The organism is Synechococcus sp. CCY9202, from assembly GCF_034931685.1.
GTDB lineage: Bacteria > Cyanobacteriota > Cyanobacteriia > PCC-6307 > Cyanobiaceae > CBW1002.
Genome location: NZ_JAYGID010000030.1, coordinates 16570 through 35386 on the forward strand (window position 1 = coordinate 16570; position 18817 = coordinate 35386).

Annotated in this window: 21 protein-coding genes, 1 tRNA gene and 1 pseudogene; 17 read left to right on the forward strand and 6 right to left on the reverse strand. The window is 66.1% G+C overall.

The window, feature by feature from the left end; translation table 11 throughout:
- Window positions 1-6: 6 nt before the first annotated feature.
- From prmC to VB777_RS04100, 3 genes are all read right to left on the reverse strand, one after another.
- Window positions 7-912 (reverse strand): peptide chain release factor N(5)-glutamine methyltransferase, encoded by a 906-nt coding sequence (gene prmC, locus VB777_RS04090; protein ID WP_323247282.1) that lies wholly within the window; start codon window positions 910-912, stop codon window positions 7-9.
- Window positions 913-967: 55 nt separating this feature from the next.
- Window positions 968-2125 carry a DNA-processing protein DprA gene (locus tag VB777_RS04095; protein ID WP_323247284.1) on the reverse strand — a complete coding sequence of 386 codons (1158 nt, stop codon included), beginning with the start codon at window positions 2123-2125 and terminating at the stop codon, window positions 968-970.
- A gap of 149 nt (window positions 2126-2274) precedes the next feature.
- Entirely contained in the window at window positions 2275-2766 is a 492-nt protein-coding gene (locus VB777_RS04100) for an acyl-CoA thioesterase (RefSeq protein ID WP_416238307.1), read from the reverse strand.
- Between the two features lie 71 nt (window positions 2767-2837).
- On the opposite strand from VB777_RS04100, the gene VB777_RS04105 reads away from it, so the two are divergent.
- Entirely contained in the window at window positions 2838-3686 is an 849-nt protein-coding gene (locus tag VB777_RS04105; RefSeq protein ID WP_323247288.1) for a universal stress protein, read from the forward strand.
- Window positions 3687-4062: 376 nt separating this feature from the next.
- On the opposite strand, the gene psbM is transcribed toward VB777_RS04105, so the two are convergent.
- Window positions 4063-4170, reverse strand: coding sequence for a photosystem II reaction center protein PsbM (gene psbM, locus VB777_RS04110; RefSeq protein WP_197158811.1), 108 nt, complete (start codon window positions 4168-4170; stop codon window positions 4063-4065).
- A gap of 84 nt (window positions 4171-4254) precedes the next feature.
- Window positions 4255-4740, reverse strand: coding sequence for a 2Fe-2S iron-sulfur cluster-binding protein (locus VB777_RS04115; protein ID WP_323247290.1), 486 nt, complete (start codon window positions 4738-4740; stop codon window positions 4255-4257).
- Window positions 4741-4944: 204 nt separating this feature from the next.
- Here VB777_RS04115 and psbB point away from each other — a divergent pair, with 204 nt between their 5' ends.
- The 14 genes from psbB (at window position 4945) to VB777_RS04185 (ending at window position 15946) form a co-directional block, all read left to right on the forward strand.
- Window positions 4945-6504: a photosystem II chlorophyll-binding protein CP47 gene (gene psbB, locus VB777_RS04120; protein WP_323247437.1), complete on the forward strand. Its 1560-nt coding sequence runs from the start codon at window positions 4945-4947 to the stop codon at window positions 6502-6504.
- 24 nt (window positions 6505-6528) lie between these two features.
- Window positions 6529-6624: a photosystem II reaction center protein T gene (locus VB777_RS04125; protein ID WP_006042122.1), complete on the forward strand. Its 96-nt coding sequence runs from the start codon at window positions 6529-6531 to the stop codon at window positions 6622-6624.
- 202 nt (window positions 6625-6826) lie between these two features.
- The gene (nrdR, locus tag VB777_RS04130; protein WP_323247292.1) at window positions 6827-7330 is read left to right on the forward strand and encodes a transcriptional regulator NrdR; all 504 of its coding nucleotides are present in this window, start codon (window positions 6827-6829) and stop codon (window positions 7328-7330) included.
- Between the two features lie 137 nt (window positions 7331-7467).
- Window positions 7468-8541 (forward strand): 30S ribosomal protein S1, encoded by a 1074-nt coding sequence (locus VB777_RS04135; protein WP_197158807.1) that lies wholly within the window; start codon window positions 7468-7470, stop codon window positions 8539-8541.
- Between the two features lie 50 nt (window positions 8542-8591).
- On the forward strand, window positions 8592-9425 hold the full coding sequence (locus VB777_RS04140) for an HAD-IA family hydrolase (RefSeq protein ID WP_323247293.1): 834 nt from the start codon (window positions 8592-8594) through the stop codon (window positions 9423-9425).
- A gap of 31 nt (window positions 9426-9456) precedes the next feature.
- On the forward strand, window positions 9457-10728 hold the full coding sequence (metK, locus tag VB777_RS04145; RefSeq protein ID WP_323247295.1) for a methionine adenosyltransferase: 1272 nt from the start codon (window positions 9457-9459) through the stop codon (window positions 10726-10728).
- An 84-nt stretch (window positions 10729-10812) separates the two neighbouring features.
- The gene (locus VB777_RS04150; protein ID WP_323247439.1) at window positions 10813-12102 is read left to right on the forward strand and encodes an FGGY-family carbohydrate kinase; all 1290 of its coding nucleotides are present in this window, start codon (window positions 10813-10815) and stop codon (window positions 12100-12102) included.
- A gap of 186 nt (window positions 12103-12288) precedes the next feature.
- Window positions 12289-12570 (forward strand): DUF2470 domain-containing protein, encoded by a 282-nt coding sequence (locus VB777_RS04155; protein WP_323247297.1) that lies wholly within the window; start codon window positions 12289-12291, stop codon window positions 12568-12570.
- 287 nt (window positions 12571-12857) lie between these two features.
- Window positions 12858-13370 (forward strand): ComF family protein, encoded by a 513-nt coding sequence (locus VB777_RS04160; protein WP_323247299.1) that lies wholly within the window; start codon window positions 12858-12860, stop codon window positions 13368-13370.
- A gap of 8 nt (window positions 13371-13378) precedes the next feature.
- A tRNA-Phe gene (locus VB777_RS04165) sits at window positions 13379-13451 on the forward strand.
- 342 nt (window positions 13452-13793) lie between these two features.
- Window positions 13794-14105, forward strand: coding sequence for a hypothetical protein (locus VB777_RS04170; protein WP_323247301.1), 312 nt, complete (start codon window positions 13794-13796; stop codon window positions 14103-14105).
- A 70-nt stretch (window positions 14106-14175) separates the two neighbouring features.
- Entirely contained in the window at window positions 14176-14397 is a 222-nt protein-coding gene (locus tag VB777_RS04175; protein WP_323247303.1) for a hypothetical protein, read from the forward strand.
- Between the two features lie 11 nt (window positions 14398-14408).
- Complete coding sequence (locus VB777_RS04180) at window positions 14409-15011, forward strand: chromophore lyase CpcT/CpeT (protein WP_323247305.1); 603 nt, start codon at window positions 14409-14411, stop codon at window positions 15009-15011.
- A gap of 158 nt (window positions 15012-15169) precedes the next feature.
- Window positions 15170-15946, forward strand: a complete 777-nt coding sequence (locus VB777_RS04185) for a phycobilisome rod-core linker polypeptide (protein ID WP_323247307.1) — start codon at window positions 15170-15172, stop codon at window positions 15944-15946.
- Between the two features lie 5 nt (window positions 15947-15951).
- Here the strand turns inward: VB777_RS04185 and VB777_RS04190 are convergent, their stop codons facing one another.
- Window positions 15952-16428, reverse strand: a complete 477-nt coding sequence (locus VB777_RS04190; protein ID WP_323247309.1) for a hypothetical protein — start codon at window positions 16426-16428, stop codon at window positions 15952-15954.
- A 317-nt stretch (window positions 16429-16745) separates the two neighbouring features.
- On the opposite strand from VB777_RS04190, the pseudogene VB777_RS04195 reads away from it, so the two are divergent.
- Window positions 16746-18025, forward strand: a pseudogene (locus VB777_RS04195) (ISAs1 family transposase).
- 24 nt (window positions 18026-18049) lie between these two features.
- Window positions 18050-18811: a phycobilisome rod-core linker polypeptide gene (locus VB777_RS04200; RefSeq protein WP_416238304.1), complete on the forward strand. Its 762-nt coding sequence runs from the start codon at window positions 18050-18052 to the stop codon at window positions 18809-18811.
- The last annotated feature ends 6 nt before the right edge of the window (window positions 18812-18817 follow it).

The following is an 18817-nucleotide window of genomic DNA, read 5'->3' on the forward strand; positions in this document are numbered from 1 at the left end:
CAGGGTCTAGCGGGCAGCTGGCGACTGTGGGGCACGCCGGGCCAGCGCGAAACGGAGAGTCCCCTCCAGATCCGACGCTGCATTCACATCCTGCAGAGCGGCGGCGGCGAGCAGGTCCAGCACGGCGGCACTCTGATCATGGTGGTGCTCCAGCAGCAGCAGGCCACCGGGTGCCAGGGCCTCAGCAGCCCTGGCGGCAATGCAGCGCAGGGCCGCCAGGCCATCAGCACCGCCATCAAGGGCCAGGCGGGGCTCGTGATAACGCACCACCGGATCGAGCTTGTCGACAACCGCGCTCGGGATGTAGGGAGGATTGGCCACCACCAGATCCAGGCGACCCCACCAGGGCCGCAGCGGCTCCCACCAGTGGCCCTGCAGGGGGGTGATCTGCTCTTGCACGCCACTGACCTGCCAGTTGTTGCGTGCGATCACCAGGGCCTCAACGCTCAGGTCCACCGCCAGACCACGGCTGGCGGGCCAGGCACGCGCCAGGGCCAGGGCCAGGCAACCCGAGCCGGTGCCGAGATCAGCCCAGAGCAAGGAGGAGTCCGTTGGCGGGCCCATCGTCAGGGCCAGCTCCACCAGCAACTCGGTCTCCTGGCGGGGGATCAGCACCCCTGGTGCGACCTGGAGCTGGAGATCGCGCCAGGGGCAAAGGCCCACCAGGTATTGCAGGGGAACGGCCGTGGCGAGGTGCTGGTTCCAGAGCGCGGCGAGATCCTCCAGCGAGAGGCGCAGGGTTAGCTGCCGGTCTGGGTGGAGCCGCAGGGCCTGCAGGTCTGTCCAGGCCACCCCTCCGGCCAGATCGAGCAACCAGTCGAGGTCGGTCGCATGGCCTCCCTGCCCCAGGCAGCGGCGGCGCCACGCCAGCAAGGCCGTGGCACTGACGCGCAAGGGGTTGGACGGAGCCACGCAACGGCGAGCGGCGACGCGGCCGGCCTTGACTGGTTCCAGGATGCTGCGCAGCTCAGCTGGGTCGCCAGCAGAGGCCCGGTTCAGCCTGCAGCACCCCCGCCAGTTCGAGCTGCAGCAGGGCGGTGACCAGCTGATCAGCCGGACGGTCGAGGCGATGGCAAAGCTGCTCCAGCGAGGCACCAGCCCCCACCGCCTCCACCAGGGCCTGTGCGGGTTCCGAGCAGACGACTGCCGAAGCCCCGCAGCCGATCGCCGTGGGGAGCCCAGCACCCTTGCGGGCCAGGGGGCCGGGCCCCAGCTGGCAAATCAGATCGCCGGGCTCCAGCAGCGGCGTCGCGCCACGGGCCAGCAGCCGGTTGCTGCCGGCGGCAGACGGCTTGCCCGTATCGGCCGGCACCACCCAGAGCGGCAGCCCCTCCCGCCAGGCCCGCTCGGCCGAATGCAGGGCGCCACTGCGCTCGGGGCACTCCACCACCACCACGGCGGCGGCCAGGGCCACCTGGAGGCGGTTGCGTTCGGCGAAATGGCCCGGCCGCACCGCCGCACCGGGGAGCTGTTCGGTGACCAGCAGGCCCCGCTCGCCCACCTGCTGCTGGAGCTGGTCGTGATGGCGCGGATAGACCCGATCGAGCGGTGTACCCAGAACCGCTACCGGCGCTCCGCCGCCGCGCAGGCAACCGTCATGCACCGCTCCATCGATGCCTTCAGCCAGGCCGCTCACCACTGGCCAGCCCGCCCCCGCCAGGGCTTCCCCAAGCTGCCGCGCCACGCTGAGGCCATGCAGGGACGGCCGCCGGGTGCCCACCACCGCCACCGCCTGACGACGCCGCAGCGGCGCCCAGAGACTGCCCCGCCCACGCCAGTGCAGGGCCAGGGGCGGGCGCTCCAGCCAACGCACGGCGGGCGGCAGGGATGGATCACCGGGCAGCAGCAGGCGGCGATCCTCGCGGCGGTGCAAAGCCGGATGACAAAGGGGATCGTCTCCCCAGGAGAGCCGAAAGGCCACCACCTGCTCTGCGAGCCGAGCACCCCAGCCGGGGAGAGCCTCCAACTGCCGGCGGGGCGCCCGCCAGGCCTCCTCCAGGGAGCCGCAGCCCTGCTCGAGGGCTTGCAATCGCTGCCAGCCCAGGCCTGGGCAGCGGCACCAGAGCCGCCACCAGAGCCGCCGCCGCGCCGGCCAGCCCACCAATGGCTGAGGCGAGGCCAGCACTGAAGCCGAAGCAGATTCAGCAGACAGCAGCTCAGCAGGCCTCGACACCTGCAGCGCAGCCAACGACCCTCGAGGTGGCTCGCCGGAGCCGCCAAAAACCCCACGCACCAGCTCCCCCACCGAACCGCTCGCCGCAGAGAACAAGCGTACTATCCACGAGTCTGATCCGGGCCGACCTCCAGGCGCTCGATCGCCTTGTGCAGATCATCCGGGAGGCGACGCACCAACCGGCGACGTTCCGGGCCTGCCGAGAGGTCGACCAGCACAAGCTCGACCCGCGCCTCGGCGGCCAGTCCTCCCGCCGGCCCCAGAAAGCGGCTACGCCAGGGAAGTCTCACGCCACTGCGGGGCAACACCTCACTCCAGAGCTCCACCGAGTCGCCATGCAACAGGGCCTGGCGGTAGTCGATCGTCAACGAGACCACCGGCAGCTCCAGCCCCCGCGCCGCCAGATCCCGGTACGCCAGGCCTGCCGCCGCCAGCGCCTCCACCCTTGCCTCCTCAAGCCAGGCCAGATAGGCGCCATGCCACATCACGCCAGCGTGATCCGTGTGCTGGGGCAGAACCCGGCGGCGCAGACACCATCCACGATGGGGAGCAGTGCCGGTCTCGATCTCGGAGGAAGGGAGTTGTCTCTGCATCACGGTCTTCACCAGGGGGCTCTGTCTGCCCATCCATCGGCCATAGGCTGCCGCAGAGCTGGACCTGTCCTGTGTTCCGCAATCTTCTGATCGCCGATTCCGGCAAGGGTCATGTGGAGGAGATGGTGCGCATGCTGCGCGACATTCCCCCCTGCCGACAGGCCCGCATCAACCTGCTGCATGTGGTGCCCGAGCAGGCGGGTGAAGACTTCCAGGAGCACTGGCAGAAAGCCGCTGGCATCGTGGCCGAAGCCGTGCAGCGGCTTGGACTCAACCCCGGTGATGTGAACACGATCATCCGCCAGGGGGACACCAAGCAGACCGTGCTGAAGGTGGCCGATGAGCTCAACGCCGATCTGATCGTGATGGGCTCCCGCGGCCTGGGACGTCTGCAGTCGATCCTGAGCAACAGCACCAGTCAGTACGTCTTCCAGCTCTCCACCCGCCCGATGTTGCTGGTGCGGGACGACCTCTACGTGCGCCACGTCAACCGCGTTCTGGTGACCGTGGACGGCACCGGCGTCGGCGATGACGCCCTGCGCATGGCCTGTGAGCTGGTGCGCGACATCCCCGGCGGCAGCCTGATCGGCGTCCACGTGACGCGGTACGACATCACGCCATCCCGGGGCGGCAAGAGCCCGGTGGACGAGGTGCTGGAAAAAGCCGTGCTGCGTGCCCGGGGCTTTGGGGTCGAGATGCAGACCCTGCACCGCACCGGCGACATCGGCCGCACCGTCTGTGCGGCCGCCGAGGAAGCCAAGGCAGACCTGATGGTGATCGCCTCCCAGGACCGCAGGCCTCTGGTGGCCCAGGCCCTTGTCGACCTCGACAGACTGCTGGGCAGTTCTGTGAGCGACTACATCCGCGTGCATGCTCCGGCCCCGGTGCTCCTGGTTCGCGAGCCGGAAGGGCGTCGCTGAGGCCAGAGCCCGGCAACTTGATCAGCCATGGCCTCTGCTGCTGGGCGCTGGCCTCTTCACTGAGCAGCTCTTCAGTGAAGAGGGGCCACAGCAGGCGGCCGGCAAGACAACCGGCAAGTCAAAGGCTGTGCTTCTCAGACCTGAGCTGATGGCGACCAGGCAAGAGAAGCAGCCCCAGTCAGCGGCCAGAACAAGCACGGCCAATCAGGCGCGCAACCTCAGCCAGAGTCCAGATCTACGCCAGGGGCAAAACCGGCTCAAGGCTCCTAGCAAGCCAGCGGGCCTGGCAGGCAGAGAGCCAGCCAGACCCGCTGACACCTGAAGAGACCTTGAACTGAAGCCCAGATCAGGAGATTCAGTTCAACCCGAAGACCGATCAGCCGCCCTGACGGCTGCTGGTCTGAATGTAAAGAATGATCAAAAACACCGCGGGCACCAGAACAAACAGGAGGCTGGCGACGAAACCGAGATCGTTGGTTTCCATAGCAGTGTCGGAGATCCTGGGAGGGTATCACCGCCATTCGGCACTCTTTTCGGCCCCTTCATCGCTCGTTGTGATGCAGCCCTCTCAGCCCTCAAGCGGATCGCTGGGAAGGTCAGCCAAGCGGATGTCACCCTGGGCGCCTTCCGTTGGGATCTCCTCAGGGGCTTCGATCGGCTCGGGCGGAGCGGGCCAGGCAGTGGGCCCCTCGGGCAGTGGCTGCTGGCTGACCTTCGCCAGCACAGCGTCGCGATCGGAAAGACCAACCTGGGGGCGGGTCAGCACCAGCACCGAGCCGTTCACGAGGGTCTGACAGGCGAGTCGCCAGCCCTGGGGCCGGCCGCGCAACTTCTGCTCTTCCACCGCCGTGCGCGGGCTCAGGGCCGACGGCTTCTCCGGGTCTTCGACGATCTCGACAAAACAGGTGATGCACTGGCCGCAACCACCGCAGTTGCCGAGCTTGCCCTTGAGGCCATAGAGCTCCAGCCCCTGGCGCAAGGCCACCTCCCGCAGGTTCTCCCCCGGGTAGCACTCCACATCCTGACCTTCACGCACGAATCGGATCACGGGCATGGCGTCTATCCAGCTCAGCCCCCATTCTGAAACCCGCAGTTGCGCTCCGTAACTCAGGCTCCCGCCGGACCGGGCACAACCCTTACGATCACCAGCACTGATCGGCTCAATGGCTTTTTTCAGCCACTGGGTCAATCGTTGCTGGCCAACCCCATCGACCGGATGGGCGACGGCCAGCTCCCTGTTTCCCCGGACCTAACCCCCATGGGATTGCCCTGGTATCGGGTGCACACGGTCGTGATCAACGACCCGGGCCGTTTGCTCGCCGTGCACCTCATGCACACCGCTCTGGTTGCCGGCTGGGCCGGCTCCATGGCGCTCTATGAGCTCGCCATTTTTGATCCCTCTGACCCGGTGCTCAACCCCATGTGGCGCCAGGGCATGTTTGTGATGCCCTTCATGGCGCGTCTGGGCGTGACCGGCAGCTGGGGTGGCTGGAGCATCACCGGTGAGACCGGTGTGGATCCAGGCTTCTGGAGCTTTGAAGGTGTGGCTGCTGCCCACATCATTTTCAGTGGACTGCTCTTCCTCGCCGCCATCTGGCACTGGACCTTCTGGGATCTGGAGATCTGGCAGGACCCACGCACCGGCGAACCGGCCCTGGATCTGCCCAAGATCTTCGGGATCCACCTGCTGCTGGCTGGCCTCGGCTGCTTCGGCTTCGGCGCCTTCCACCTGACCGGCGTCTTTGGCCCCGGCATGTGGGTCTCAGACCCCTATGGCGTCACCGGTCACCTGGAGGCCGTTCAACCCTCCTGGGGACCGGAGGGTTTCAACCCCTTCAACCCAGGCGGCATCGTGGCTCACCACATTGCCGCCGGCATCGTGGGGATCATCGCCGGCATCTTCCACATCACCACCCGCCCGCCGGAACGCCTCTACAAGGCTCTGCGGATGGGCAACATTGAAACGGTGCTGGCCAGCGCCATTGCCGCCGTCTTCTTTGCAGCCTTCGTGGTTGCCGGAACGATGTGGTACGGCGCCGCCGCCACCCCTGTCGAGCTGTTCGGCCCCACCCGCTACCAGTGGGATCAGGGCTACTTCAAGACCGAGATCAACCGTCGCGTTCAGACCGCACTCGACAACGGCGCCAGCAAGGCCGAGGCCTATGCCTCGATTCCTGAGAAGCTCGCCTTCTACGACTACGTCGGCAACAGCCCGGCCAAGGGCGGTCTGTTCCGTGTTGGTCCGATGGTGAATGGCGATGGCCTGCCCACCAGCTGGCTGGGCCACATCTCCTTCACGGACAAGGAAGGCCGTGATCTGGAAGTGCGCCGCCTGCCCAACTTCTTCGAGAACTTCCCTGTGGTTCTCCAGGACAAGGACGGCATCGTGCGCGCCGACATCCCCTTCCGCCGGGCTGAAGCCAAGTACTCCTTCGAACAGACCGGCGTCACCGCCACGGTCTACGGAGGCGCACTCAACGGCCAGACCTACACCGATCCTGCAGACGTCAAGCGCCTGGCCCGCAAGGCACAGCTGGGTGAAGCCTTCGAATTCGACCTCGAGCGCTACCACTCCGATGGCACCTTCCACAGCTCCCCGCGTGGCTGGTTCACCTTCGGCCACGCCACCTTTGCGCTGCTCTTCTTCTTCGGTCACATCTGGCACGGTGCCCGCACCCTCTACCGCGATGTATTCGCCGGCATCGACCCCGATCTCGGCGAGCAGGTGGAATTCGGTCTCTTCCAGAAACTGGGAGACCGCTCCACCCGTCGTCTGCCGGAGGGCTATGCACCTCCTGCCGGCTCCCCGCTCAGCTGACCGCCAGTTCCTTCGAGGTAACCCATGGAGAGCTTCGCTTACATCCTGATCCTCACGCTGGCCATCGCCACCCTGTTCTTCGCCATCGCCTTCCGCGATCCCCCGAAGATCGGTAAGTGAGAGTCCACTTGCGGCTCCAGGGTCGCTTTTCAACCCCCGCCACGGCGGGGGTTTTTTCTTGGCAGCACCTGGCAAAGCCATGCGATCTGGAGCAATGTTCCGTGGCTGTTGCAACGCCGGGCAGCATCTGTCGCCCCGCTGGCTATTGCCGAATCAGAGGATCGCTGTCTAAGCTAAAAAAATACGCGTCGCACCTTCAGGGATGCAATGTCCCTCCTGCCAACACACGGACAGTCGGGTGCTCGAATCCCGTGCGGCCGATGTCGGGCGAAGCGTCAGGCGCCGCCGCGAATGCCTGGAGTGCAGCTTTCGCTTCACCACCTATGAGCGGGTCGAAACCGTCCCGATCACCGTGGTGAAGCGCAGCGGCGGTCGTGAGATCTTCAGCCGCCACAAGGTGTTGCATGGCCTGATCCGCGCCTGCGAGAAGACCGGCATCGAACCGGCCTGCCTCGAGAGTGTGGTGGAGGAGATTGAACTGCACCTGCAGCAGCGGGGTGGACGCGAGGTTCCCAGTGCCGAGATCGGTGAACTGGCGCTGCAACGCCTGGGGGATCTGAGCGAGGTCGCCTATGTGCGCTTTGCCTCGGTGTACCGCCAGTTCCAGGGCATCAGCGATTTTGTGGCAGCCCTCGATGGGCTCAGCCGTCGGGAGACCAGCAGCAAGGAGAGCCTGGAGCCGGTCTCCCTGGCCTCCGTGGGCTGAGTCGGACGACCACCAAGGGATGGCCTGCTGGCCAGAGAGGGACGACCTGCCTGTAGGTTGGGAGATTGCGTTGGTTTCGCTGGCGGGCGAACGCAACGCTCCCTTCCCATCTGCCGCCGGCAGACCGCCGTTTCAACATGACCGTAACCCCTTCCGAAGCCAGCGCTCTGGAGAGCACGGCCGAGATCGCTGCAGACGTGGATCAGGCCTTCGCCGCCGACACCGAACTCGATCTGGGCATTCCGGAAGAGGTGCCCAGCGCCGATGACCCCAGCAGCCGTGCCGTGAGCCGCGACCTGGATGGCGTGGGCTTCACCCTGGATGAATTCGCAGCACTGCTCAGCAAATACGACTACAACTTCAAGCCCGGTGACGTGGTGAACGGCACCGTGTTCGCCATGGAGCCCAAGGGCGCCATGATCGACATTGGCGCCAAGACGGCTGCCTTCATGCCTCTGCAGGAGGTGTCGATCAACCGGGTCGAGGCGCTCAGCGATGTGCTCGAACCCGGCGAGGTGCGCGAATTCTTCATCCTCAGCGAGGAGAACGAAGACGGCCAGCTCACCCTCTCGATCCGTCGCATCGAGTACCAGCGTGCCTGGGAGCGGGTGCGGCAGCTGCAGAAGGAAGACGCCACGATTCACTCCGAGGTGTTCGCCACCAACCGCGGTGGTGCCCTGGTACGGGTCGAAGGTCTGCGCGGCTTCATCCCCGGCAGCCACATCAGCACCCGTAAGGCCAAAGAAGAGCTGGTGGCCGACTTCCTCCCCCTCAAGTTCCTGGAGGTGGACGAAGAGCGCAACCGCCTGGTGCTCAGCCATCGCCGCGCCCTGGTGGAGCGCAAGATGAACCGCCTCGAGGTTGGCGAAGTGGTGATCGGCACCGTGCGTGGCATCAAGCCCTACGGCGCCTTCATCGACATCGGCGGCGTCAGCGGCCTGCTGCATATCTCCGAGATCAGCCACGAGCACATTGAGACGCCGCACACGGTGCTGAATGTGAACGACCAGATGAAGGTGATGATCATCGACCTCGACGCCGAGCGGGGCCGGATCTCCCTGTCCACCAAAGCCCTCGAGCCCGAACCGGGCGACATGCTCACCGACCCCCAGAAGGTGTTCGACAAGGCCGAGGAAATGGCGGCCCGCTACAAGCAGATGCTGCTGGAGCAGGCTGAGGACAACGAGCCCATGGGCGTCACCCTCGACTGAGGCACCCCGTTTCCGTTCGGCTTCACCGCGCAGCCTCTGTCCCCTTGTCCATGGCCCATCTGACGCTGCGCGGCCAGCCCATCGGCCGCTTCGCAGCGGTGCTGTTCGACAAGGACGGCACCCTCAGCCACAGCGAACCGCTGCTGATCACCCTGGCCGAGGCCAGGGTTTTTCATGCGGTGCAGCGCCTGATCGCCGCCCATCCGGAGCGGGCCCGCGATGGCAGCAGCACCGAACTGGAGACCTTGCTGCGCCGGGCCTACGGCCTCGATCAGCACGGTGTCCATCCGGCCGGCACCACAGCCGTGGCTTCCCGCGAACACAATCTAATCTCCACCGCCACCACCCTGGCCCAGGTGGGGGTCGGCTGGCCTGAGGCGTTGGCCCTGGCGCATGCCGTGTTCAGCGACACCGATGGCCTGCATGGGGAGGGTGCAGCAGCCGCGCGCCCCACCGACGGGCTGATGGAGCTGCTGATAGCGCTCTCTGGCGCCGGCCTGCGTTGCGGTGTGATCAGTAACGACGGCACCGCCGGGATCCGCCATTTCCTGCATCACAACGGGCTGAGCGGCTTCTTTTCGGCCAGCTGGAGCGCCGATCACCACCCCTGCAAACCGGATCCTGGTGCGGTGCATGGGCTGTGCGCGCTCCTACGGGTGCAGCCGGCCGAGTGCTTGCTGATCGGAGATGCCAACAGCGATCTGCGCATGGCTCTGGCGGCGGGTCTCCCCACCGCCCTCGGGTACACCGCCGGCTGGCAACGACGACCACCACTGGACCCCCTGTTTCCCCAGTTGCAGCACTGGTCTGACCTGGCCGTCATCGAGACGGACGAGCCGAGCGCCGTGAGCTGGGCGGTGTCAGGCAGCAGCGTTACCGAATAAGCTGCCCGCCTGATCCATCAGCCAGCGTGGGATGAGCCGTTACGTCTTTACCTCTGAATCGGTCACCGAGGGGCATCCCGACAAGATCTGCGATCAGGTGAGCGATGCGGTACTCGACGCCTTACTGGCCCAGGACCCCGCCTCACGGGTGGCCTGCGAAACGGTGGTGAACACCGGCCTCTGCCTGATCACCGGTGAAGTGACCACCACCGCCCGGGTGGACTTCAACACCCTGGTCCGCGGTGTGATCCAGGAGATCGGCTACACGGGCGCCCGCGCCGGTGGCTTCGATGCCAACAGCTGCGCCGTGCTGGTGGCGCTGGATCAGCAGTCGCCCGATATTGCCCAGGGCGTGAACGAAGCCGATGACCACGACGGCGACCCCCTCGATCTGGTGGGTGCCGGCGATCAGGGCATCATGTTCGGCTACGCCTGCGACGAAACCCCGGAGCTGATGCCGCTGCCGATCAGCCTGGCCCACCGGCTGGCACGGCGCCTGGCGGAGGTGCGCCACAACGGCAGCCTCGGCTACCTGCTGCCCGACGGCAAAACCCAGGTCAGCGTGGTGTATGAGAACAATCAGCCGGTGGCCATCGACACCGTGCTGATCTCCACCCAGCACACCGCCGAGATCGACGGCATCAGCGAGGAGAACGCCCTGCGCGAGCGCATTGCCGCTGATCTCTGGGATCACGTGGTGCTTCCCGCCACCGCCGGCCTGACACTCCAGCCCCGCAAGGAAGCGACCGACGACGGTCCAGCCACCCGCTTCCTGGTCAATCCCACCGGCAAGTTCGTGGTGGGCGGCCCCCAGGGTGATGCGGGCCTCACCGGCCGCAAGATCATCGTGGACACCTACGGCGGCTATGCCCGTCATGGCGGTGGTGCCTTCTCCGGCAAGGACCCCACCAAGGTGGACCGATCCGCCGCCTATGCCGCCCGTTACGTGGCCAAAGCCCTGGTGGCCGCCGGTCTGGCGAAGAAGGTGGAAGTGCAGCTCAGCTACGCCATCGGCGTGGCCCGGCCCGTGAGCATCCTGGTGGAGAGCTTCGGCACCGGCCGCATCAGCGACGAGAACCTCACGGCGCTGGTGCAGGAACACTTCGATCTGCGCCCTGGCGCCATCATCGAAACCTTCCAATTGCGGGAACTGCCCGCTCAGCGGGGTGGGCGCTTCTACCAGGACGTGGCTGCCTACGGCCACTTCGGCCGCACGGATCTCAACCTTCCCTGGGAAGACGTGGCCGCGATTGCCACCACGATCCAGCAGGCCACCCAGGATCTGGTGGCAGCGGCCGCCTGATCCTGGCTTCAGCGGTCGTCAACGCGGAACCCACCCATCGATAGGCCAGAGCCCGACAGCGATCCAGTCCCACAGGACTGGTCGCTGGGCGTGGACCTGGGCAGCAGCGGCCTACGCATTGCCCTGATCGATGGGGCCGGCCAGCGACAGGCCGACGAATCCTGCGCCTACCCCGCTCCGTTCCCAGATCCCGGCGGCTGGCGCAGCGGACTGATCGCGCTGGTGAATCGGCTTCCACGGCCATGGCGCCAGCGGATCGGCGCCATCGCCGTGGACGGCACCTCCGGCACGCTGCTGCTCTGCCATCCCGATGGTGAGCCGCCAGCAGGCCAGCTGGGCCAGGCACTGCCGTACCACCAGGCCTGCCCAGACAAAGCTGCAGAATCAGCCACCCTGGCCGCAGATTGCCAGGCTGCCGCCAGTCCCAGCGGCAGCCTGGCCCGGGCCCTGCGCCTGATGGATCACGCAGCAGCAGCGGGCTACGGGCCTGCGGATCTGTGGCTGCGTCATCAGGCCGACTGGCTGATGGGCTGGCTGCTGAACGACTGGCGCTGGGGCGAGGAAGGCAACAACCTCCGCCTCGGCTGGCTCTTGCCAGACTCGGCGACAGGAGACGGGCACTGGGCCGGAGCGATCCGCCAGCAGGCCTGGAGCCCTGCCCTGCCTCAGATCCGGCCCAGCGGCACCGGCCTGGGCCCCCTGGCGCCGGCCTCGGCGGCGGCCCTCGATCTGCCCGCCAGCTGCCTCGTGATCGCCGGCAGCACCGACAGCAACGCCGGGGTGCTCGCCGCCGACCCGGCCCCAGACGACGGCATCACGGTGCTGGGCACCACCTTGGTGTTGAAACAGTTCAGTGCCGTGCCGGTCCGGGCGCCTGGGGTGAGCTGCCACCGGCTGGCGGGGCGTTGGCTGGTGGGGGGAGCCTCGAATGCGGGCGCGGGCATCCTGCGCCGCTTCTTCGACGACGCCACGATCGAGGCCCTCAGCCGGCAGATCGATCCAGGGCGGCCCAGCGGCCTCGACCTGCTTCCCCTGCCCGGCACGGGCGAACGGTTTCCCGTGGACGATCCGGACCTCAGGCCTCGGCTCGATCCCCGCCCCGTGAGTGATGCGCTCTACCTGCAGGCCCTGCTGGAGGGGCTCACGGCGATTGAGCGGGCCGGCTGGCAACGGCTGGCAACCCTCGGCCTGCCTCCGGTGCGGCGGGTGATCACGTTGGGGGGAGGGGCCCGCAATCCGCAGTGGCGCGCCCTGCGCCAGCAACGCCTGGGCCGAACCGTGCTGAACCGGCCGGCGCTGTCGGCCGCCCTCGGCATGGCGCGCCTGGCCAGGCAGGGTCTGAGACTGGGCCCGTCCCCCACCGATTCCCCATGAACGACCGTCTGCGCACCGTGATCTCGATGGCCCTGTTTGTGGTGCTGGCGGGATACGTGGGCTTCAGCGCCATCCGCCTGGGCCTGCTGCTGTGGCAGCGCTTCGGTGCCGCCTGAGGGGGAGCCGGCAGGGAAGGGGCCCGGCGCGAGCGCCAGAATCAGGCCGACCCCACCCACCCGTTGTCCCATGGCCGCCGACCCCCTCACCACCGCCGTGAGCGATCGGATCTGCAAGCACATGAATGAAGACCATGCCGAAGCAGTGCTCTCCTATGCCCGGCACTACGCCGGCATCAGCGGGGCGGCCCAGGCCCGCATGCTGGCGGTGAACCCCGAAGCGATGCGGCTGGAGGTGGACGGAGCCAGCGTCGAGGTGGCCTTTGATCACCAGCTCAGCGACAGCGAGGATGCCCATCGCACCCTGGTGGCCATGCTGCGGGCGCTGCCGAAGCCGGACGCCAACGCCTGAACCCGCTGGGTCCGCGTTGGGGAATCCTTTCGCCAGTTCGACTGCCGCTGGCAGCTGCCGTTCTGGTCACCTCCCATCGTCCCTGCCCCCAGCTGTCGCCGCCTGATCCGATCCAGCGGGCGCTCAACCTGATCAGCCGTCCCTGTTGCCCCCTCTGCCGCCGTGCCCGGGCCAGCAGCGACGAGAGCCGCGGCGATCAGCACCACTGGCCCTGCGGCCCCTGCCAGGAACGCCTGGACCTGCGGTTTCCCTGCCTGCACGAGAGTGCTCCACTGCCCTGGTGGGCAGTGGGCAGCTACGACGGTCCGCTGCGCCAGCTGCTGCTGAGCCTGCGCAGGCACGCCGATGGCGCCACCAGCCGCGACGCCATCGCTGGCCTGTTGCAGCAGATGAGCCTGGGTCTGCCGCTCTGGAAGCAGCCGCCGCTGCTGGTCGCCATTCCCAGCTGGAAGCGGCGCGGCAATCCCCTGCCGGCACTGATCTGCGACGAACTGCAGCGGTTGCTCGGCTGCGGCAGCCGAGCACTCCTGGAGCGCAGCCGCCCCACCCTGGGACAACACCACCTGGGCCGAGCCCTGCGGCTGACCAACCAGGCGGGTGCCTTTCGCTGCAGCCAGGCCAGACCAGTCCAGTCGGGGCCGCGCCAGCCGGTGCTGTTGATCGACGACATCCTCACCACAGGCGCGACCGCCTGCGCGGCAGCCGCCGCCCTGGAGGAGAGTGGCTGGCGGGTCGCCGGCCTGCTCTGCCTGGCCCGAACGCCGGCGCTGGGTGGTGATCTAAGATCTGCGGGTCGCTGAGGCGACGGGCCGGGATAGCTCAGTTGGTAGAGCAGGCGACTGAAAATCGCCGTGTCCCCAGTTCAAATCTGGGTCCTGGCATCACAATTTTATTCGATCCTGATCGCCTGTGATCGGAAGGGATGATGATCCCCTCCCAAGCCAGGCATAGAAGGCTTCCTTCGCCTCGGATCACGCCTGGATAGGGAGCCTTTGGACATCAGCGCCATGGCTTTAGCCTGATTTGACTGCTTCACCAGTAAATCGCAACACCCACGCCGCCTCTCCTGCTCCAGGAAAGCCTCTGGGACGCACCTCCAGCACACCTCTCGCAGCACGACAGACTTGCCCATGACGCCACCTCGGGGTCTTCGCAGCCTGGGGGCCTGCCGGCCAGCAGCATCGGCCCGCCTTCACCTGATGCCGCAGAGGCAGGACTGAAGCATGGGAAGTCCGATCGATAAGGAGACCTTCCTGGCGCGGGCACGAACCCGCTTCGGCCAGCGCTACGACTATCGCGACATCGTGTACAAGAGCTACAAGACACCGATCAAGATCCGCTGCAGCCTGCACCCGGTGAAGCTGATCACGATCACGCCGGAAAAGCACCTGCAGACCACCGGAGGCTGCAAGTTCTGCCTGCGCGACAGCCGCATTCAGATGCTGGAGCGGGAGCTGCGCCGCGACCCCGCCGATCGCCCCCAGGCCCTGGACAAACCCAAAGCCTCCCGCCAGGTGCCGCAAGCCGGCGGCTGACGCAGGCTTCACCGACGCCGGAGCAGCCGCCAGATGCACGGGCAGAATGGGCTCATTGCTGCCGAGGCCGATGCCCGTACCACCACTGGCCTCTGATCGGCTGTATGACAACGCCGACAGCTTCGCCCAGAGCTTCGATGCCGCCTGGAAGGCCCTGGGCAACAGCCCAGAGGACGCCAACCACAGGATTGACCTGGTGCTGGACCAGCTCCGCGACCACCCCTTCCTGCTCAGCCGACCGGCCATGGCCCGCCAGGTGGCTGACTTTCGGATTCGCCTCCTCGGTTTGTAAGGTCTGACGCCATGAGCAGCTCTCTCGGTCGGCTGGTGGGCATGCTGAGCGCCGGCTTCAGCAATCAGGCCCAGGCGTTCGACAACCCCCCCCTCTACGCCCACATCCTGGTCCACTTCCGGCCCTTGCCACAGCTGGCCCCGGGGTCGTTGCTGCTGGAGCAGTCGTACGCGATTGCGCCGGCAGTCCCGTACCGGATCCGGGTGCTGCAGGCTGAGGAGCGGCAGGGAAGCCTGATCATCCGCAACCAGGCCATCCGGGATGACCGTCGCTTCTGGGGTGCCATCGACGACGCCGAGCGACGCGACCAGATCGTCGCCGACGATCTGCTGCCCCTGGAAGGTTGCAATTACGTGGTGCGCGAGCAGGGCGAAGGATTCGTGGGCGAGGTGGAGCCGGGTTGCCGCTGCCTGGTGGAACGCAAGGGCAGCACCGCCTACCTGGTCAGCAGCTTTGACATCGATAGCCGCGGCATGCGCACCATTGACCGTGGCCATGACCCCAGCACCCACGAGCAGCTGTGGGGATCGCTGGCAGGCCCGTTTGAATTCAGCCGCACCCACGACTACAGCACCGAGATTCCCGCCTCCTGGGGCGATACCTTCCGGATCTGAACAACGCGGGGAGCTGTCCCCTCAGCCCTGGACAAAGTTCATGAAACATAGAAGAGCGACATCAATCTTGAAGTGGTGAAGCGATGTAATAAGCCGCGCCGAACGGACCCATTTCCGCCAGAAGCCCCATACCGTTCAGCACGTTATTCACACCAGGTATGGCACTGCCCCTTCTCAGCACCAACCCCACCGCGATCAACGCGAGAGTCCAGGGATTCACCACAGGAAGTGAGCAGGATGCCGGACGACTGGCCCAGCGGCTGCCCAGTGAAACCGCCGCTCGTAGCCGGGAAGAGGTCGATGCTCTGATTGAGCGGGCCTATCAGCAGATCTTCTTTCATGCCTTCCGGGTCGACCGCGATCCGGCGCTGGAATCGCGGCTGCGCAACGGCCTGATCAACACGCGTGACTTCATTCGCGGCCTGCTGTTATCACAGACCTTCCGGGATGGCTTCTACCGCTGCAACAGCAACTACCGCGTGGTTGAACAGATGGTGGGCCGCGTTCTGGGGCGGCCGGTGCATGGCCAGCAGGAACAGATTGCCCTCTCGATTCTGATCGCCGAACAGGGTCTTCCAGGCCTGATCGACACCCTGCTCGACTCCCAGGAATATCTCGAGGCCTTTGGTCTTGACGAAGTTCCCTATCAGCGCAACCGGGTGCTGCCAGGACGCGCCATCGGCGCCATTCCCTTCAACCAGCAGGCACCGCGTTACGACCAGTACTGGCGCGAAGCCACGAACCGCCGGGCTCCAGCCGGCGGACTGGGCTCGGGAGCACGGTTTTCCGGCGAAATCACCTCGCCGTCCTGGAAGGGCGGCAAGCCTCCGGAATGGGCCCAGCGTCTCTGGCTGGGCCTGGCCGCCGTGGGCGCTCTGGAAGTGGGCCGGGTGCTGCTGACCACCGCCGGAGCCATGCTGAGCACCGGCCCCTGAACGGATCAGGCCGTTTGCTGCGCCAGTGGAACCTCGTCATCCATGAAGGCCTGTTCCTCCTCTTCCGGGAACGGATCAGGCGGGAAGGGATCCGTCGTGATCCTCACCACCTGATCACCGCTGGCAGCTTCTGGCCTGGCAGTGTCTGGCTTGGCGGCTGACGGGCTGGACATTGCGGCAGGAACGACCTGCAGCCTGGCGGGAGGTGCGGCGTTGGATCGCGCCTCTTCGCCGCCCAGCAGGATTTCCAGTCGCTCCAGCCGATCTTCGGTCTCCAGCAGGCGCAGTTCCGTTTCCTCGGCCTGATGGGCCGCCGCCGCGTTCTCAGCGTGCAGCCGCTCCAGGCTGCGAGCTTCCTGGGCATTCAGCCGCTCTTCCAGATCCAGAAGGCGATAGGTGAGCGTCTCAGCGACCTGCGACAGGGATTGAAGCTGCTCAGCAAGTCGCAGGGCGGGATCGGCAGCCTCGGGAGCCGTTGCCATCACGAGGAGTTCGGAGATGTGGGCGGATGGTATCGGCCCTGCCCAGACTGGCCAGAGGGGATAGGCCGCAGACACTCGGCCAGCCAGAGCAGGCGAAACATTTGTAACGATTCTGAAAGCCAGCCCGGAGATAGAAACCGCCCCCATAGGATCCGGCTGAAGCCTCTTGGTCAGAACCGCCAGCGGCTTCCCACGCCACCGGACGTCTGCCGATGACGTCCTCGGCACCGTCTTCTGCCTGTCCGCTTCCGCCCCCCGGCCCCTCACGCCCATGACTCTCGCCAACGCTGCCTACCTAGGCATCGAGCGCTTCTCCAATGCACGGAACAAGGAGAACTGGACGAACGGAACGGAGGTCAGGGCCTATTAGAAGTGTGTCCCAGTCAGACTGGTTGGTCCCGTTCCTCTGCGTTGTCCTGCGTGGGAACCGCTCCTCAGCCTTGGGATCCCAGCTCGCAACGCCAGCCACCGCAACCGATCTGATCAGCTTCCTCAAGGCGCTGCCCGATTGCCGCATGCGCCGGGGGATTCGATTCCCTCAGTGGTGGATGCTGCTGGTGGCGATCCTCGCGATCCTGAGTAACCAGGGCTCACTGGTGGGAATGGAGCGATTCGCCAAGCGCCACCGCCAGACACTCAACGAGCTGCTGGGCACTGATTTCGGCAAGTCGCCGTCGGACTCCACGTTCCGGTTGCTGCTGGCTCAGCTCGATGTGGAGGGATTTGAGGGCCTGCTGCAGCAGTGGATGGCGGCCCAGCCTGGCGTGGCAGAAGGCTTGAACACCCTGGTCTGCGACGGCAAGACCCTGAGGGGTTCGATCGATGAGAACGCCTCTGGCGCAGCGCGTTTCATTGCCCAGGTGAGCCTCTACTCGAACAGCCTTGGTGTGGCAATCGCCCAGAGCACCTACGCCACTGATGCCGGCGGGGAAATCCAGGCCCTGCGCAAGCTGCTGGATCGTGTGGAGCTCGATGGGGTGCTGGTGCAGGCGGACGCCCTGCATGCCAACCGCCCTTTTTCCTCTACCTCGAACAGCGTGACGCCGACTTCCTGATTGCCGTGAAACACAGTCGCCGCAAGGGTTTTCAGATCATCAAGGATCGACTGACCTACGGCAGGCGGGTGCCGCTCAAAACCTGCAGGCAGGAGATCGATCACGGGCGCGACATCACCTGGACCCTGGGCGGTATGCCGGCTCCGGCGTGGGTGGTGGAGAACTGGCCCGGCAGCGCCACGGTGGTCGCCGTGCGCAGCGAAGGCATCCGAGAGGGCAAGCCTGTGGATGAAACCCGTTACTACGTCACGAGTTTGCGCGCTGGCGCCAGGGCCTTGCTGCAGCACGTGCGGGATCGCTGGAGCATTGAGAACAGCTGGCATTGGCCTCGCGACACCCAGCTGCGAGAAGACGCCCACCGCTACCGCGAGGAGAACGGCGTTCAGATCCTGGCCACGCTCAGAAGTATGGCCATGAATGCACTGCGGCTGGATGGGTTCTGGTCCATCGCTGAAGGACTCGCCGCTCTGTCGCACGACATCAAGGGATTACTGCGGCTACTGGGCTGGCAAGAGCCACTGCAGCTACTCGCCTCTGGATAACTTCTAATAGGCCCTGGAACGGAGGTGGATAAGTCCACCCTGATCCGGGCCGTCTACCAGCAGGTGCTCGGCAACCAGTACATCATGGAAAGCGAGCGCCTTGAGGGTCCCGAATCCCTGTTCCGGCGCGGCTACCTGAGCGTGCGTGAGTTCGTGCGTCAGGTGGCCAAAAGTGGCCTGTACCGCCAGAAGTTCTTCGAGAACTGCAACGCCTATCGCTTCATCGAGCTGAATTTCAAACACCTGCTCGGTCGCGCTCCCCAGAACAAAGCAGAGATGCTGGAGCACTTCACCATTCTCCAGGAGCAGGGTTTCGACGCCGAGATTGACTCCTACATCGACAGCGCCGAATACCAGAACCGCTTCGGTGAGGAGATGGTTCCTTACCTGCATGGCTGGGACTACTCCATTGGCCAGCAGGGCCTGCAGTTTTCCTACATGCTGCAGCTCAGCCGCGGCGCTGCGGCCTCGGTCAAGGGGGACATCCTCAAGAATCAGTCCCGCCTCAACCCCGCCGTCCACTCCGAAGCTGCCGTTCCGGTGGTGAGCCCCAACGCCAAAGGCTCCGTGTTCCGCAAGGTGCAGGCCGATGGCGTGACCCGCATGGGTGTAGGCGCGTCCGAGGAGGGACGCACCTTCCGGGTGGAGATCACCGGCTTCAGCAACTACCGCCTGCACAAGCGCAGCAATCGCGTGCGCTTCATCCCCTTCAACAAGCTGCTCGAGTACCAGCAGCAAATCCACCGCGAAGGCGGCCGGGTCGCCAGTGTCACTCCGGTCAACTGACCGGAT